Raw genomic sequence first — 16038 nt, forward strand, 5'->3', positions numbered from 1 at the left:
CCCCGGGACACGCCGAGTGCAACCCTGCCATCGCTGAGCAGGTCCAGCTGCGCGGACTCCTCGGCGAGGTGGAGGGGGTTTTCGTAGCGCATGTCCAAGCTGTGGCGCTTGTACACCAATGACTCTCGCAGATTTTCTGTGGTCATATGGCGGACAGGTCAGGAATGGGAACCAAACAGAAAGACGACAGCGACTAGAACTCGTCGCTGTCGTCTGGGACCTGGTATTTACTGACTGAACTTCAGGTGGAGCGTCGGGTACGGTCGACCATCGCCGTCCAGCTCGTCGCGTCCAATCTGCACGAATCCGCGACTGAGATAGAAGCCATGCGCGCCCTCGTTCTGTTCATTCACGTCAACCTTGGTTACGCCGAGGCTAGAGATCGCCTCGCGGAGCAGCAACGTTCCGACACCGCCACCTCGCACCTCGTTCGTTACGAACAGCATTTCAAGATTGCCCTCGGCGACTCCGGCAAAGCCGACCGGCGCGCCGTCTCGCTCCGCAACGATGAGGGCCACCGCCGGGAAATACATCGAGGCGAGGTTGTCCTCGATTCGCCCAAAGTCCTCCTCTTTGAGGAAATCGTGAGTTGCGCGTACGGCGCTGCGCCAAATTTTGACGAGTTCTGGGTATTCACCTTCGCCTTTCGAAGGGCGAATTAAAGTTTCAGGATTGTTCTGCATGCAATTATCGTCGCAGAGTTGTGTCCTCGACACCAAGCTGTTCGCCAGCCGTGTGGCCTGCCGCACGCGCTCTGCGCGCTTGCCCTCGGGAATCGCAGTCACCTCTTCCGCCAGCTCGGCCAGTTCGGCATCCCGCGGCCCTTCCAGGTCTCGACGAGACGAGCCACCCAGCGGGCGGACGCGAACAGGCCGTAGCCCGCCCCGGCGAGGCCCACGGCGAACACGAGCCAGCGCCCGATGCTCAGCCACACGCTCCCGTCCACGTCGAGCGCCCACTGAGCGCCCGCGATGAGCCCGGCGATTCCCATCCAGAGCCCGGCGACGACCACGACCACCGGCAGGAGCGCGAGGCACATCGCGGCTGCTGCCGACCAGAGCTGACGGGCCTCCAGCTTCGCCGTCGCCTGCATGATCCGCTCGGCGCGCTCGTTCGACGCGTCGAGGTTCGCCGTCATCGTGGCCGAGGCCTCCCCGGCGACCTGCTCGACGGCCTTCTCGACCCGCTCCTCTGTGCGCTTATCGATCCGCTGCACGGCACCGCCGACCTGGCTCACGAGCTTCTGGTTGTCCTCGGCCAGGGACTGGAGCTTCTCAGTCGCCGAGGCCGTAGCTGCTCGATTCATTTGCGCTTCGGCGATCAAGCTCTGCGAGGCGCTCTGCAGCTGCTTCCCGTCGAGACTCTGCGCGAACACTCTGAGCGTGCTCTCGATCTCGCTCAGTCTGCTCTCGACGCTCTCGATCTGCGACGACCTGTTGACGGACGGCTGCGAGGTCGACGGCAGGGCCTTCAGCTCCTCCTTGACGGTTTCCTCGATCGCGAATCGCAGATACGACTTCAGTCCGTTCACGGCCTTCGTCTGCCTGTTGACCGCTGCGATGACGTCGGCGTTCGTAGGCTCCGACAGATTCGACGCCGTCGAGCTCGGCTCGGTCTCCTGCTGCTCGTTCCTCATCTCGTCGAGAATGCTCATTGCTCTGCTCCTTCTGTCGGTTGTTTTCGTGGAACTCGAAGATTTGCTGTGCGCCCTCGGCGGTGAACTCGGGCGTCAGCCCGGATGCTTTCTTCCGGCCGAGCTTGCCGTTGTCGGCCCGGCGCATCTTGTACGTCCAGCCGTCACGCTGGGTCTCTGCGAGGGCGACGCCATGCTCGTCGAGTACCTCGGTGAATCCCGCCCGGTCCACTGACCGCTTGTCCCGCAGCGAGGCGGCGACCTTGTCCCCGAGGATGCGCTCGAATCCGCCTGACGCGAAGTCCTCCCGGCGCTGCGACCAGTCCGGCTTTGCTTGCTCCGGCGACGGGAGGACCTGGCACCCCTCGTCTTGCATCAGTTCGTCGTTGGCCTGGCGCAGGCCGTTCTTCCACGACGTGTTCCGCTGCAGCGACTTCCCGGTGAGGTTGTCGTGGTTGATGACGTAGATGTGGTTGTGCAGGTGCCCGCCGGCCGAGTCGGCGTGGGTGACCACGAGGTGATCGGCCGAGTGCATCCGCTCCGCGAGCTTCACGCCCAGCTCATTGACCCGCTGCACGTGCCCCCGGTCGTTCTTGCCGAACTCGTCCGGCGAGAAATTCTGCGTGTACGAGTACAGCTCGTTCTTCCGCCCGTGGGCCCTCGCCAGAGCCTCTGCGCGGGCGACGAAGGCCCACGGCGACTCCACCGAGCACGACATCGCTGCGGCACGATCGGTGCCGGTCTGGACGTGCTCTGTGCGCTTGTCCTTGTCGTTGCCGTACAGCGCGTACCCGACCGAGTCGCTGGCGGACCGCGACGGCTTCACGTTGACCGTACTCATAGCGCCGTCCGATCCCCGAGCTGTGCCCGCACGGCATCCATCGATTCCATGACCTCGCGCAGCAGATCGTCGTCGAGGGCACCACCGCGACGCACCGCCTGGTTCAGGTTGATCCCGATTCGGCGCACCTGCTCGACCGCCTGACCCAGCTCCGGCGACGGCGTGGAGGCCGCCGCGACCTCTAGATGCCCGAGACCGTCCCGGCGGGAGTCCAGGGCGTCGAGAATGACCGTGCGTACCCATTTGCTCGGCTTCACGCCGAGCCTGCGAGCACGTCGCCGAACCGCTTCGCGCTCCGCCTTCGTGACCCGCACGTCGATGCTCACGTCGCGATTCGCCTGGGGCTCATCGACTCCATGACCATCATTGGTGTTGGGAGCCGTACGGTCAGGGCCAGCAGGGTACTTGTCCGACAATTCGCTGGCGCTCTTGTCGTCCAAGTACCGCTGGCCTCCGTCCTCGGTCGCTTCGCTCCCTGCGGGCGGAGGGGAAAGCCGATCCTCATCGAGGGCATGGAACGTGTTCATGACGCACCTCCCGCAGCCATCGCCAACGGCACGTCGGGGCTACGCACCGCGAGCCCGCTGAGCAGCTCGACGACCGCGCTCTCGGCGTCGTGCTCGGCCGAAGTCTCGGGGCCGTACGTCAGCTCGCGCGAGCCGACTGCCTGGTGGTACATGTTGCCGTTCACACCGGGCGAGTGCGCGGCAACCGGGAGGCTGCACTGATGCCACTCGTAGGGTTCGATCTTCCCGATGTGCTGCACGAGGTAGCGGTTGATGTCATCGGCGCGGAAGACCTTCACGACCGAGGCCAGGCGGCGGATAAACTGGTCCAGCGCCTCGTCTACGTTGCCCTTCTGTCGGGCATAGTAGAAGAACTCGACCGGCTCGATCGTTGCCGTGATGACGATCAGGCGCGGTGCCACCTCGCCCTTGTTCCTGTAACGCGCCTTCGCGGGTGAGGCGTTGTACGGATCGAGCAGCAGCAACCAGTCGTTCGCGTCCATAGCCGAAGCGCGCAGATCGTCGAGCAGCAGGACCTCCTCTCCACGCCAGTCATCGAGCGGATTCCCGGTCGCGGCGCGGTAGACCTGCCACCGCTCGCCATGGGCGTTCGCAGCATTGATCGAGGCCGTGATGAAGTCCGTGGCGAACCGGGTCTTGCCGATCCCGGCGTCCCCGTGAACGAACACGACATGCGTCGAGAAGGCACCGGCCCGAAGATTCGCTGCCGCCCGGTACGCTCGGCGCTGGCCGTAGGCCGAGAGAGCATCGTCGATCTCTCGCTGATGCCGCGAGTAGATGTCGAACAGCTCATCGGTGAGCATGATCTGATCACGCGTGATCTCGCCCTGGAGCACCCGATCGCGCATGTCCTCGAAGTCCTCGGCCACCCGCTTCTTCTTCAGGTGGGCACGGCCCTTCAGCCATGCCTCACGGCGCTGGGCGTCGATCCCGAGGTAGTCAGGCCCGCGCACCGTGGCGACCTCGGCGGGCGCGTACTGGTGCTTGTCCGCGTACTTCGCATGCGTGAGGTAGCTCAGCATGTTGTCATGCGCGTACCGCCCGGCCTTCGGCTTCTCGACGTACTGCGGCTCGACTCCGAGCAAATCGGCAAGCCGAGCGATCGGCGCACTCTTCGAGCGGTTCTTGAACTTGATGACTGCATGCAGGTGCGCGGGCTTCGGCTCCATCACGAGTGCCTGCTGGGCTTCGCTCCAGACCTCACGCTCGTCCTTGTCGTGGATGATCCCGTAGGCCTCGACGACCTCGCCCCCGCCAGCCTCCAACCGCTGCACGAGGTAGGTGAGGATCGTCCCGGCATCCTGCTGGAGCAATGCAGCGCCGTTCGGATCGTTCACCGCCCAGGTCCAGTACTCCCGATCGAGGTACTGGGTAACGCCGATGCTCGTGGGATTGTTCTCCTGCTTAGCCACGGCGACCACCCCCGACCAGGGCAGCACAACTAGGTACTTTGAGAGCAAGGCGCCTAATTGACCCCCTATTGACCCCCAAATGAGACCCCAAATGACCCCGCGTATTCTCGGGGAGGCGGAACATGGGAACAGTCCTCTGACCAGGCAGTTCGTTGCAAAGCGCGGCAATCGACAAGCCCTTGCCGCGCCCGTAGGAACAAGTAGAACTCCCGAAACTCTTGGAGGCTGAAACACCAGCGGGCAGCCCGCCTGCGGCGGGTGCCAGGTCAGGCCCTTCGGGCGAGGTCAGGTCGGCGAGAGCGATGGAACGGGGGTGGGGGTCGGCGCTCATCGGCGATCACCCCCAGAACGCTTCCCATAACGCTTGATGACGGCCTGGTGGGTAACGTCCAGGGCATCACCGATCCTCGCCCAGGTGACCCCGTCTGTACGGGCGTCAGCGACCGACAGCTCTACGACTTCTTCGAGGACGGAGCGGAGCACTCCGAGGTCGTGGAGTCGAGCCTCACTGTCGGCAAGGGACGAATCGCCCTGACGCCAACGGAAACCAAGGACATGGTCGAATGCAGAGGCGTTGGCGCTCATGACCGACCACCCCCGACCAGGGAGGCGATGACAGCCCTCTGTCGAGGGGTCAATGGGGTCTTAGCCAGGCGCTTACCGGCACGATGGCCAGCGGCGCGGGCAGCGGCGATGACGGGATCGTCACCATCATGGCGGGAAGGGAACCCCTCAGACCCCACTGGGGTCAGGGGAGGAAACAGATCGCTGGTGCAAGGGTCGTCGAGAACGACAGAAGACATGACGGAAAACCTCACGAATGAGTTCTTCCGGATCCCGTCGAGCGCTTACGACTGTGTTTACCGGCTAATTATCGGGGGCTCGTGCCGAGTTACTACCTCGGACCCCGGGGGATTCTCTATGTCTGCAACCATTCTCCCACGACTCGACTCACCATTGCAATGACGAGTCGACTCGTGAATCAGTTGCGACTCGGATCGATCCGAATGAGGTCAGGGTCGAACTTCACGTGACCTGGGCGGATCGGCTCGATGGTCACCGTCACCAGCTCGTCCACGAGTAGCCGACGACGGTCCATGTCCCATGCATCCCACTTCCGCTCTACGGCTTCGCGGCGCTGCACGGTGCCAACGGGATCGGCAATGTCGACCATGAAGTCCGACGTCTGCGACACTGACCGATCATGCAGTTCGGCGTCGATCTCGACGATGCGGGCCTTCACATCGTTGATCGCTTGCGTGATCTCGATAACGGGCTGACTGACGTCGCTCAGCATGGGGCTCAGCTCGTTCACGCGTTCGATCAGGGCGTTGCGCTCCGTCAGTAGTGTCTCGCGGTCGACCCCGACGTCCTCCTTGGGTACGACCAGGTCGTGCACGTCCCCCGCGGATAGTCTGGTGAGGACGGCTTCGGTCACCATCGCATCGACAGGCGTGCGCTGGCGCGAGAGGTGGAAGTGGTCGCCGCACCTGTAGGTGCCTACCCCTTGACTGTTGGTCCCAGAGACGAGCGTCGCGCCGCACTTCCCGCACAGCCCGACCGACGACAGCAGGTACTTCGGCTGATTGCCCTGCCTGGCCGCCCGCCTCACGTTGTCCTCCAGCTTCGCCAACGCTGCCCGCCATGTCTGTTCGGCGACGATAGGCGGGAACCGTTCATCCGTGACAGGGTGCAGCTCGCCCGTGGAGTACTTCTTGATGAAGCCTGCGTAGAGCGGGTTCCCGAGCAAGTAACGGACAGCGTCGGTGGAGAACTCGGATCCTCGGGCAGTGCGGTGACCGGCTGCGTTGAGGTCCTCGCGAATGCGGCGGATGGACAGCGACGGCTCGCCGAGAAAGGAGTCGAACGCCCTGCGGACCGCCTCCGCCTGATCAGGGACAACCTTGCCGTCCTTCGTCCAGCCGAACGGCGTCCAGGCCGAGGCAGGCAGGCCCTCTGCCCGTCGACGCGCATTCGACCTGAGCTGGCGCTCGGACTTCCGCCTTGTCTCGAACCTCGCGATGGACGCCAGCATCGTCGCCCTGAACTCGCCGTCAGCCGTGGACAGGTCGATTTCGCCGTCCAGCGTGACGATCTTGAGCCCGTGGTCGATCAGGGTGTTGAGATCCTTCGTGCTCCGAAGCAGTCGATCCACGTCCACTGCGACGACCATGTCGATGTGGCCCGCATCGGCGTCGCGAAGCATTCTCGCCCAGTCAGTCTTGGGACCGCGCGCCTTGGATGCGGACACTCCACTGTCCTCATAGACGTCGACGATCTTCCAACCGCGTTCCTCGGCTCGACGTGCGATGACCTCCTTCTGAGTGCCGACCGACCAGCGCTCACCGGTGAAATCGACGGATGCTCGGACGTACGCCGCAACTTTAGTCATAACTCCAAGGTTACAACTACGAGATGCACTAACGGATGTCGATCACGCCGGTGCCGACCTCGATGTGCTTCGTGCGGGCGGCTGCGGCGGACAGGACGGGCATCGGCGCGGAGTGCTGCGGTGCGAAGTGGTGGACGCGGTAGTACGCGCCGTTCACGCCGATCTCGTCGGCGCCGACGGCGATGTCGACGGCGTTCTTGATGTTCTCTTTCGCGCCCGGCATGGTACGGCCCGGGTTCGAGCGTGCGGATGCCGAGAGATCGTAGTGGCCGAAACTGAGGAAGCCGAAGGCCTTCATTCGTGTGCTCCTTGGTGGTGGATTCGTAAGTAGTTGATACGTCAACTATAAGCCTACCGTGGATATTCCGCAAGTGGTGATGGCCGGTGCCCCGGGCCCTGTCAATAGTTCAGCGATTGCTGTATATTCAGCGTATGCTGACTATTGCTTCCCGTTTGGACGTCATGAACCGACTCGGACGGGCCATGGCCGATCCGACGCGTTCCCGGATCCTCATGACCTTCCTGGACGGCCCGAACTACCCGGCCGTCCTCTCACGGAATCTGGGGTTGACGGCATCCAACGTGTCGAATCACCTTGCCTGCCTGCGCGACTGCGGCATTGTCGTCGCCGAACCCGAGGGAAGGAGGACGCGCTACGAGATCTCGGACCCGCACCTGGCTGCGGCACTGACATCTCTCGTGGAGGTCACGCTGGCGGTGGATGAGAATGCACCGTGCATGGATGTCACGTGCGCGGTGCCAGGCTGCTGCGAACCGGGCGGGGACGTATGAGTCCGGAATGTTGCGGGCCCCGGGGCGCGAGCGCTGGAAGCGAGGTTGGAGACCATCACGGCGACCGCAGCGGGCCGTGGTGGAGGGGCCGCGGCATTATGGTCCCGGTACTCTCGGGCGTTGCTTTCTTCGCCGGGCTGATCTGCGAATGGTCGGGGGCGGATGCCCTGGCTCCGGTGCTGTTCTGGACCGGTCTGCTGCTGGGTGCATCCACGTTCGTTCCGGGGGCGGTTCGCGCACTGCTCGCGGGGAAGCTCGGCATCGGCCTGCTCATGACCATCAGCGCCGTCGGAGCAATCCTCCTCGGCTACGTGGAGGAGGCTGCGGCGCTGGCGTTCCTCTACTCCATCGCCGAAGCGCTGGAGGACAAGGCGATGGACCGCGCCCGGGGAGGACTTCGCGCCCTATTGAGGCTCGTTCCCGAGACCGCCGGTGTCCGTCACGGCGTCGACGTGGTCGAGGTTCCGGTGAAGGACCTGGCGGTCGGGCATCGCATGGTCGTCCGCGCCGGGGACCGGATTGCGACCGACGGGGTCGTCCACTCGGGGAGTTCGAGGCTTGACACCTCCGCAATCACCGGCGAGTCGATTCCCGCCGAGGTCGGCCCCGGGGACGCCGTCTCCGCCGGGTCGGTGAACACTGTCGGCATGCTCGAGGTCGAAGCGACTGCTGCAGGCACCGACAACTCTCTGACCACCATTGTCGGCCTGGTCGAGGAGGCGCAGGCGGAGAAGGGGGAACGGGCCCGCCTCGCGGACCGGATCGCCCGGCCGCTGGTCCCCGGCGTGCTTGTCCTCGCTGTCTTGGTCGCTGTTGTCGGGGCGCTTATCGGTGACCCGGAACTCTGGATCACACGGGCCCTCGTCGTGCTCGTTGCCGCGTCCCCGTGTGCCCTGGCCATTTCCGTGCCTCTCACCGTCGTCGCCGCGGTCGGGGCAGCGAGCAGGTACGGGGTTATCGTGAAGTCGGGTGCCGCCTTCGAACGCCTGGGGACCATCCGTCATGTCGCTGTGGACAAGACCGGCACCCTCACCCGCAACGAGCCCGCAGTCGCCGCTGTTCCCACCGTTGACGGGGTGACTGAGACACAGGCCCTGTGCTGGGCGGCCGCACTGGAGCGGTACAGTACCCATCCCCTCGCCGCGGCGATTACCGGGGCAGCCCCGGAGGTTCCGCAGGCGACCGATGTGGACGAGCGGGCCGGGCACGGCATTGAAGGGGTGGTCGGCGGGTCGCGGATCACCGTCGGTAGTCCGGGCTGGATCGACTCCGGACATCTCCGGGACAGGGTCGGGAGTCTGGAGGGGCAGGGGATGACGGTCGTCATCCTGCACCGGGACGGGGCACCGGCCGCGGCGATCGGTGTCCGTGATGGGCTACGACCCGAGGCTCCGGAGTTCGTCCGCATGCTCGCAGCCCGCGGAGTGGGTGTCACCATGCTCACCGGGGACAATGCCCGCACCGCCGCCGCCCTCGCCGACCTGGCGGGAATCGGTGACGCAAGGGCCGGGTTGCGCCCTGAGGGCAAGTCCGACGCGATCGGCGCGTTGTCGGGGGCCGGACCAGTCGCGATGATCGGTGACGGAATCAACGACGCCCCGGCGCTGGCTGTCGCGGACATCGGCGTTGCCATGGGTGCGACCGGATCGGACGCGGCGATTGAATCCGCCGACATCGCCTTCGCCGGCCACGACCTCCGCCTCATACCCAGGGCGCTCGACCACGCCCGCCGGGGCCGGCGCATCATCAACCAGAACATTGCCCTGTCACTGCTGATCATTGCGGTGCTGCTCCCGCTCGCGGTGACCGGAACCCTCGGCCTCGCGGCGGTCGTGCTCGTCCACGAGGTTGCCGAGGTCCTGGTGATCCTCAACGCGCTCCGCGCAGCGCGCACGGGAAAGGCCGGTGCGCGCTAGAATCACCCACATGAACAATGTTCAAGTTGGTGCGCACGCTGCGACGCAGAGCTACCGTGACCATCTCGCGGCGCGCCTGGCGACGTGGCGCGCGAACGGCCTGGAACGCACCCCCTCCGTCTTCACCGGCGGGCAGGACGCCCTGGCGACCGTCGACGGCGACCGGCGGCTGCTTTTCTCGTCCTCCAACTACCTGGGCCTGGCCTCCCATCCGGAGGTGCTGGCCGCTGCGCACCACGCACTGGACGTCTACGGCGCAGGCTCCGGCGGTTCCCGGCTGACCACCGGCAGCACCGGTCTGCACACCGAACTCGAGGAGGAGATCGCCGACTGGCTCGGCTACCCGCGCTGCGTGTACCTGGCCACCGGATTCCAGGCGAACCTCGCCGCGATCAGTGTGCTTGCGGCAGGTGAGGTCACCATCTTCTCCGACGAGCGCAACCACGCCAGCATCATCGACGGCATACGCTTCGCCAGGACGTCCGGCGCCCGGCTCGCCGTCTACCCCCACCGCGACACCGCCTCCCTGGCACGTCTCCTGGCCAGCCGGGAGACCGAGCACGCACTGGTGGTCACCGACGGGGTGTTCTCCATGGACGGCACCACCGCCCCGGCCGCCGACCTGCGAACGCTGTGCGATGACCACGGGGCCCTGCTCATGGTGGACGACGCCCACGGCATCGGTACGTTGTCCGGCGGGCGGGGATGCTGTGCCGGTGCAACGGCGCGTCCCGACGTCCTGGTGGGCACCGCCAGCAAGGCGCTCGGCAGCGAAGGCGGCTTCATCTGCTGCGACAGCACCCTCGCCGACCTGCTGACCAACCAGGCGAGGTCCTACGTCTTCTCCACGGCGAACTCCGCTCCGGTCATCGCAGCCACCCTGGCCGCCGTCCGTCTGGTCCGTGCGGGGGCCGCCGGCGTTGACCGCCTGCAGAGCAACGCGTCCTACCTGCGGGAACGGCTCGGGGACGCGGGCTTCGCCGTGCCGTCCGGCAGTGCGCCCACGCCCATCGTCCCCGTCCCCGTGGGGGAGGAGGGTGCCGCAATGACTGCCGCAGCGCAGCTGCGCGACGCCGGCTTCCATGTCCCCGCGATCCGGTACCCCACGGTGCCCCGAGACAAGGCGATCCTGCGGGTGGCGGTGATGGCCACCCACACCCGCAGTCAGATCGATGCACTGGTCGGGCACCTCGCCGCGCATGTGAACATTGCGTGAAAGCTCGCGCCGGTCAGGCTCCTCCGGTTGTCGGCCAAAGAGGCCCCTTTTAGGGTGACAACCACTACCGTGAACCGTAACGGCCTTTCACGGCTCTCCTGACGAAAGAGGAAAACCCATGCGCCTGAAGACCAGGTCAGCCCTCGCGATCCTGAGCGTCCTGACCCTCACCCTCGCCGGATGCGCCGGTGACGAAGGGGACGTCACCGGTGGCGGTGACGACACCGCGGCAGCGTCTGACGCCGACATCACCTCGGTCGACGAACTCGTCATCTCACTGATACCTTCCACCGATTCCGACCAGATCGTCGAGGACGCGGACGCCGTCGCCGACCAGCTCAGCGATGCTCTCGGTGGCTTCCCGGTGACCATCGACGTCGCCCATGACTACCTGGGTTCCGTCACTGCGCTGCGCACCGGCGACGCGCACATCGTGTTCACCGGACCGATCGGCATGATCCAGGCGGAGGAGCAGGCGGACGCGGTGCCGACCCTGCAGGCGCTGCGCGACGGCTCGGAGAACTATGTGACCCAGTGGTTCACCAACGACCCGGACAAGTACTGCGACGACGAGCCCGTCGCCAACGACGACGGATTCCTGTTCTGCAACGGCATCCTCGACGAGGACAGCGGCGAGCTCGCCGAGTACGGACCAATGGGCGAGGACGCGCTGCAACGCATCGAGGAGGGGACCACCGTCTCCTACGTCAGCCAGGGTTCCGCCTCCGGCTACTACTACCCGGCCACCCAGTTGGACGACCTCAACGGCTTCACCCCGGGCAGCGGAGACATCGACGAGCAGTTCTCCGGGGACAGCCACGACAACTCCGTGCTCAACGTGTACAACGGCAACGCCGAGGTCGGGACGTCCTTCGACGACGCCCGCGAGAACGTGGTCGAGGAGGCCGAGGACGTCGGTGAGGAGGTCGTGGTCTTCGCCTGGGCCGGACCGATCCCCAACGACGGCATCGTGATGGCCGGGGACGACGTGCTGACCGAGGAGGAGCGCGAGACGATCAACGAAGCGTTCCTGTCCTTCTCCTCCGAGGGCGACCTGGACGAGGGCGACGCGCTCTACGACGTCTACGAGATCAACGGCCTCGCCCCCGCCGACGAGGAAGCGCTGGCCGGGGCACGCGACGTCTACAACAACTTCCCCGAAGCAGAGTGATCACCTTCGACAGCGTCGATGTCGTCTACCCCAACGGGTTCACCGGCCTCAGCGGCATCGACCTGACCATCAACGACGGTGAGTTCGTGGCGGTCGTCGGACTCTCCGGTGCCGGGAAGTCCACGCTGATCCGCGCGATCAACGGGCTGGTCCCCTACACCTCCGGGACCATCACGGTCGGCGACACCGTCGTTGACCCGCGCAGCAAGACGAAACTCCGCCAGCTCCGCTCCCGGGTCGGGATGATATTCCAGTCCTTCAACCTGGTGACCCGGGTGTCGGTGCTGAACAACGTCCTGGTCGGACGGTCCTCGTCCACGCCCAGCTGGCGCTCCCTGCTGGGGTGGTACCGGGCGGATGACAAGGAGCTCGCCTTCCGGTCGCTGGAGCGCGTCGGCATCGTGGAGAAGGCCTACCAGCGGGCGTCGTCCCTGTCCGGAGGCCAGCAGCAGCGCGTGGCGATCGCCCGGGTGCTCGCCCAGGATCCGGAGGTGATCCTGGCCGACGAGCCGGTGGCCTCCCTCGACCCGCCGACGGCGCACAAGGTGCTCCGCGACATGCGCCGGATCCAGCAGGACCTGGGCATCACCACGATCGTGAACATGCACCACCTGGAGCTGGCCCGCAGCTACGCCGACCGTGTCATCGGGATGCGGGACGGCCGGGTCGTCTTCGACGGGCCGGTGGAGGACGCCACCGACGAGGTCATCGAGGAGGTCTACCAGCGGTCCCTCACCGCCGAGGACACCGGGGACCGACCGTGACCACGTCCACATCCCAGGCCACCGGCAGCGACGACCTGACCGGGCACACGCAGCGACCCCAGCGCCCCAGTCCAGGTGCACTCCCGTACCTGGGACTCGTCGGGTTCGCCGTCGCGGCGTTCGCCTTCTTCTGGTGGACGCGCGACTCCTCCGAGGTGCTGTTCCTGCCCCTGGGCTTCACCACGCTGTGGGCGCCGCAGAATCCACTGATCGTCTTCGTCCTGCTGCTCGTCCTGCTGGCGGTCTGCTGGAGGCTCCGCGTCGGAGCGATGGGCGCGTTCGGGACGGTGGCCTTCGTGGCCTTCACCTACTGGGCCGGGTCGAAGGTGGATTTCACCCTCACCCCGTTGTGGGAGCGCTGGCACAATGTCCGGCCGCAGCTCGAGGGGTTCCTGGACCCCAACTGGTCCTACATCTGGCGGGTGTGGGACGACTGGCTCGTGACCCTGTCCATGGCGGTGGTCGCGACGTTCCTGGGCTGTGCCTTCGGCCTCCTGCTGGCGATGCTCGCCTCGCCGGTGTCCAGCCCGAACAGGGTCACCTCGCAGATCGTGAAGGCCGTCAACTCCGTGGTGCGTTCCATTCCGGACGTGGGCTGGGCACTGCTGTTCGTGGCGTTGATCGGCGGTACCGCGCACGGGATGGGGCCGTTGGCCGGCGTGCTGGCGCTGCTGATGTTCAACATCGGCATCGTCGCCAAACTGCTCGGCGAGACCATTGACGCGGTGAACCCCGGCCCGCTCGAGGCCGCGGACGCCACCGGCGCGTCCCTGGTCCAGCGCAACCGTCTGGCCGTCCTACCGCAGGTCCTCCCCGGCTTCGTGTCCTACGCACTGTACGTCTTCGAGCTGAACATCCGTGGCTCGGCGGCGATCGGTGTCGTTGGAGTGGGCGGCATCGGCTCGGCGATGATGCTGCAGGTCAACCGCTTCAACTTCGAGAACGTCGGGGCGATCCTCATTGCCCTGATCGTGGTCATCCTCGGGGTGGACCTGCTGTCGATGTGGATCCGGAGGAAGCTGCTGTGAGCGATTCACCGACGTACACCCCGGACCGCCTGGACGCCCGCCCGGTCAAACCCTCCAAGCTGGGCTACGACGTCGGCATGGTCGTCCTGGGGATCATCGTCATCGCCGGGTTCGCCGGCACCGGCATGGACCTCGGGTCGCTGTGGCGGATGCCGGAGAACATCTGGCGCTACGGCCAGCTGATGTTCCAGGGCGTGTTCCAGGTGCCGGACGAGACGGTCCGGGGCTACTGGGAGGGGTCCTTCACTGCGATGCTGGAGTCGGTGGCGATCGCCTGGACCGGCACGCTGGTCGGAGCCGCCTTCTCCCTGCCGATGGGTTTTCTCGCCGCGCGCAACATGTCGCCCACCCCCGTCTACGCGGTGGCCCGGTTCGTCCTGTCGGTGATCCGTGCGATCCCGGAGATCATCTTCGCCATCGCCATCATGCTGCCGCTGTTCGGCTTCGGGGCAGGGGGAGGTGCGCTGGCCGGCGCGATGGCCCTGGGCATCAGTTCGATCGGCACACTGTCCAAGCTCATCTCCGAGGCGATCGAGGGTGTGGACACCGGCCCGATGGAGTCGCTGCGGGCCTCCGGGGCGAACCAGCTGCAGATGATCCGGTGGGCGGTCATCCCGCAGGCGATGCCGGAGATCATCGCGATCTGGCTCTACCGCTTCGAGGTGAACATCAGGGCCTCGGCGATCCTCGGAACCCTGGGCGCCGGCGGCATCGGTTCACTGCTCAGTGTGGTGTTCAATGCCCGTGCCTGGGACCGCATCGGCATCGCCCTGGTGGTGATCATCGTCGTGACGGTCATCGTGGACCAGCTGTCGTCCTTCGTCCGGCACCGGGTCATCCATGGGGCCACGCCCCGGAGATCCGGCGGGAGGACCCCTAGGAGTCGAACCCCAGTCCCAGTGCATCCAGCGTCTTGAGCAGGAGGTTCCGCTTGCCCTCGTTATGATCGGCGCGGTTCATCGCCCACTTGGTCGCCGCCACACCCACCGCTGCGGCGGGCTCGGGCGGGAACGGCAGCGGACGCTTGCGCACCATGTCCAACCGGGTGCGCTCGGTGTCCTCGCCGGCCAGCAGATCCAGCATCGTGTCCGCGGCGAACCTGGTGGATCCCACGCCCAGGCCGGTGAATCCGGCCGCGTAGGCCACCCGCCCCTTGCGCGCGGTACCGAAGAAGGCGGTGAACTGGGTGGATGAGTCGACGGCCCCCGCCCACTGGTGGGAGAACGTCAGCCCCTCGAGCTGCGGGAACGTGGTGAAGAAGTGGGAGGCCAGCTTCCGCCAGGTCTCCGGCCGGTGTTCGTACGCGGGGTTGACCCGGCGTCCGAAATGGTAGACGGCGTCGTAGCCGCCGAAGAGGATCCGGCCGTCCTGCGTCGGACGGTAGTAGTGGAACTGGTTGGCGAGGTCGCTGAGGCCCTGCCGGTCATTCCAGCCGATCCGCGCCCATTGTTCGCTGGTCAGCGGTTCGGTCATCAGGGCGTAGTCGTACACCGGGACGGTCATCAGCCGGTTGCGCTTCAGCAGTGACGGGAAGACGTTGGTGGCCAGGACGACCTGGTCGGTACGCACACGGCCCTGGGCGGTGACGACGGTGGCGGAGGAGTCGTCGGACTCCAGCGCGGTGGCGGGGGAGTGCTCGAGGATCTCCACCCCCAGCTCCTCGGCGGCGCGTGCCAGTTCTGCGGCCATGCGGGCAGGGTGGACCAGTGCGCAGCCGTCCTTGTCCCACAGCCCGGCGAGGAATGTGGGGGAGTTCACGGTCGCCCGGACGTCCTCCTCCGCCAGGAAGGGGGACCTGTCACCGTCCTCGTCCCGCAGCCAGGGGATCTCGTGGGGTTCGACGGCGACGGAGAGGGAGCCGTTCCGCTCGAACTGGAAGTCGAGACCGAGATCGGTTTCCGTGGACTGGATGGCGTCGAGGTTCTCCAGGCCGAGTCTCTCGAGGGCGGGCATGTCGTCCGGCCACCGGTTCATGCCGTTCTCGTGGCCGTGGGTCAGGCTGGCTTCGCAGAAGCCGCCGTTGCGGCTGGAGGCCGCCCACCCCACCCGCTGCGATTCGAGGACGGTCACGCGCCGTGCCGGGTCACGTTGCTTGGCGAGCAGCGCGGTCCACAGTCCGCAGTAGCCGGCGCCCACGATCACGAGGTCAGCGGTGGTGTCCCCGACCAGGGAGGGGCGGGCGGGCTGCAGGTCGGTGGGAAGGTCGGCCTGCCAGAACACTTCCGAGCGGGTGCCGGCGAGACTGAGGTCGATGGCGGACGCCGGCGGGACCTGCCGTTCGAAGATGGTTGTGCCCACGGTGGGATCACTCCTGGTGCGCGGTATGTGGGGGTGACGGCACGTGCC

General features: G+C 66.2%; 14 protein-coding genes and 2 pseudogenes. 7 read left to right on the top strand and 9 right to left on the bottom strand.

Annotated features, from left to right (window positions below; all coding sequences use genetic code 11):
• The 8 genes and pseudogenes from ACTIL2_RS11290 to ACTIL2_RS11325 all read right to left on the bottom strand — a co-directional run.
• Window positions 1-98, bottom strand: a pseudogene (locus ACTIL2_RS11290) (LLM class flavin-dependent oxidoreductase); the annotation flags it as partial.
• Window positions 99-227: 129 nt separating this feature from the next.
• On the bottom strand, window positions 228-683 hold the full coding sequence (locus ACTIL2_RS11295) for a GNAT family N-acetyltransferase (RefSeq protein WP_442337563.1): 456 nt from the start codon (window positions 681-683) through the stop codon (window positions 228-230).
• Between the two features lie 98 nt (window positions 684-781).
• The gene (locus tag ACTIL2_RS11300) at window positions 782-1306 is read right to left on the bottom strand and encodes a hypothetical protein (RefSeq protein WP_226829420.1); all 525 of its coding nucleotides are present in this window, start codon (window positions 1304-1306) and stop codon (window positions 782-784) included.
• Window positions 1275-2474, bottom strand: a complete 1200-nt coding sequence (locus ACTIL2_RS11305; RefSeq protein WP_193078988.1) for a relaxase/mobilization nuclease domain-containing protein — start codon at window positions 2472-2474, stop codon at window positions 1275-1277. Before ACTIL2_RS11305 ends, ACTIL2_RS11300 begins: the two co-directional genes overlap by 32 nt.
• Window positions 2471-2914: a plasmid mobilization protein gene (locus tag ACTIL2_RS11310; RefSeq protein WP_442337564.1), complete on the bottom strand. Its 444-nt coding sequence runs from the start codon at window positions 2912-2914 to the stop codon at window positions 2471-2473. The genes ACTIL2_RS11305 and ACTIL2_RS11310 overlap by 4 nt, the downstream gene beginning before the upstream one ends.
• Before the next feature lie 83 nt (window positions 2915-2997).
• A complete protein-coding gene (locus tag ACTIL2_RS11315; RefSeq protein WP_442337565.1) occupies window positions 2998-4413 on the bottom strand; it encodes a Rep family protein in 1416 nt (471 codons plus the stop codon).
• Between the two features lie 982 nt (window positions 4414-5395).
• Window positions 5396-6805 (bottom strand): recombinase family protein, encoded by a 1410-nt coding sequence (locus ACTIL2_RS11320; protein ID WP_193103807.1) that lies wholly within the window; start codon window positions 6803-6805, stop codon window positions 5396-5398.
• A gap of 31 nt (window positions 6806-6836) precedes the next feature.
• A pseudogene (locus ACTIL2_RS11325) lies at window positions 6837-7103 on the bottom strand (LLM class flavin-dependent oxidoreductase); the annotation flags it as partial.
• A 134-nt stretch (window positions 7104-7237) separates the two neighbouring features.
• Here ACTIL2_RS11325 and cmtR point away from each other — a divergent pair.
• The 7 genes from cmtR to phnE (ACTIL2_RS11360) all read left to right on the top strand — a co-directional run bounded on the left by cmtR (window position 7238) and on the right by phnE (ACTIL2_RS11360) (window position 14609).
• Window positions 7238-7597, top strand: a complete 360-nt coding sequence (gene cmtR / locus ACTIL2_RS11330; RefSeq protein ID WP_442337566.1) for a Cd(II)/Pb(II)-sensing metalloregulatory transcriptional regulator CmtR — start codon at window positions 7238-7240, stop codon at window positions 7595-7597.
• Complete coding sequence (locus tag ACTIL2_RS11335) at window positions 7594-9513, top strand: heavy metal translocating P-type ATPase (protein WP_442337567.1); 1920 nt, start codon at window positions 7594-7596, stop codon at window positions 9511-9513. Before cmtR ends, ACTIL2_RS11335 begins: the two co-directional genes overlap by 4 nt.
• Window positions 9514-9523: 10 nt before the next feature.
• The gene (locus ACTIL2_RS11340; RefSeq protein ID WP_442337568.1) at window positions 9524-10729 is read left to right on the top strand and encodes an aminotransferase class I/II-fold pyridoxal phosphate-dependent enzyme; all 1206 of its coding nucleotides are present in this window, start codon (window positions 9524-9526) and stop codon (window positions 10727-10729) included.
• Between the two features lie 118 nt (window positions 10730-10847).
• A complete protein-coding gene (locus tag ACTIL2_RS11345) occupies window positions 10848-11900 on the top strand; it encodes a phosphate/phosphite/phosphonate ABC transporter substrate-binding protein (RefSeq protein ID WP_442337569.1) in 1053 nt (350 codons plus the stop codon).
• Entirely contained in the window at window positions 11897-12664 is a 768-nt protein-coding gene (gene phnC, locus ACTIL2_RS11350; protein ID WP_442337570.1) for a phosphonate ABC transporter ATP-binding protein, read from the top strand. Before ACTIL2_RS11345 ends, phnC begins: the two co-directional genes overlap by 4 nt.
• Window positions 12661-13692 carry a phosphonate ABC transporter, permease protein PhnE gene (gene phnE, locus ACTIL2_RS11355; protein WP_442337571.1) on the top strand — a complete coding sequence of 344 codons (1032 nt, stop codon included), beginning with the start codon at window positions 12661-12663 and terminating at the stop codon, window positions 13690-13692. Before phnC ends, phnE (ACTIL2_RS11355) begins: the two co-directional genes overlap by 4 nt.
• Window positions 13689-14609, top strand: coding sequence for a phosphonate ABC transporter, permease protein PhnE (gene phnE / locus ACTIL2_RS11360; protein ID WP_442337572.1), 921 nt, complete (start codon window positions 13689-13691; stop codon window positions 14607-14609). The genes phnE (ACTIL2_RS11355) and phnE (ACTIL2_RS11360) overlap by 4 nt, the downstream gene beginning before the upstream one ends.
• On the opposite strand, the gene ACTIL2_RS11365 is transcribed toward phnE (ACTIL2_RS11360), so the two are convergent.
• Entirely contained in the window at window positions 14569-15990 is a 1422-nt protein-coding gene (locus ACTIL2_RS11365) for an NAD(P)/FAD-dependent oxidoreductase (RefSeq protein ID WP_442337573.1), read from the bottom strand. The two genes, phnE (ACTIL2_RS11360) and ACTIL2_RS11365, sit on opposite strands and share 41 nt — an antisense overlap.
• Window positions 15991-16038: the final 48 nt, after the last annotated feature.

Source organism: Corynebacterium sp. (assembly GCF_052107835.1).
Taxonomy (GTDB): Bacteria; Actinomycetota; Actinomycetes; order Mycobacteriales; family Mycobacteriaceae; genus Corynebacterium.

Coding starts and splice junctions, on each gene's coding strand:
- ACTIL2_RS11295 (WP_442337563.1), bottom strand. CDS start 683: ATGCAGAACAATCCTGAAACTTTAATTCGCCCTTCGAAAGGCGAAGGT.
- ACTIL2_RS11300 (WP_226829420.1), bottom strand. CDS start 1,306: ATGAATCGAGCAGCTACGGCCTCGGCGACTGAGAAGCTCCAGTCCCTG.
- ACTIL2_RS11305 (WP_193078988.1), bottom strand. CDS start 2,474: ATGAGTACGGTCAACGTGAAGCCGTCGCGGTCCGCCAGCGACTCGGTC.
- ACTIL2_RS11320 (WP_193103807.1), bottom strand. CDS start 6,805: ATGACTAAAGTTGCGGCGTACGTCCGAGCATCCGTCGATTTCACCGGT.
- cmtR (WP_442337566.1), top strand. CDS start 7,238: ATGCTGACTATTGCTTCCCGTTTGGACGTCATGAACCGACTCGGACGG.
- ACTIL2_RS11335 (WP_442337567.1), top strand. CDS start 7,594: ATGAGTCCGGAATGTTGCGGGCCCCGGGGCGCGAGCGCTGGAAGCGAG.
- ACTIL2_RS11340 (WP_442337568.1), top strand. CDS start 9,524: ATGAACAATGTTCAAGTTGGTGCGCACGCTGCGACGCAGAGCTACCGT.
- ACTIL2_RS11345 (WP_442337569.1), top strand. CDS start 10,848: ATGCGCCTGAAGACCAGGTCAGCCCTCGCGATCCTGAGCGTCCTGACC.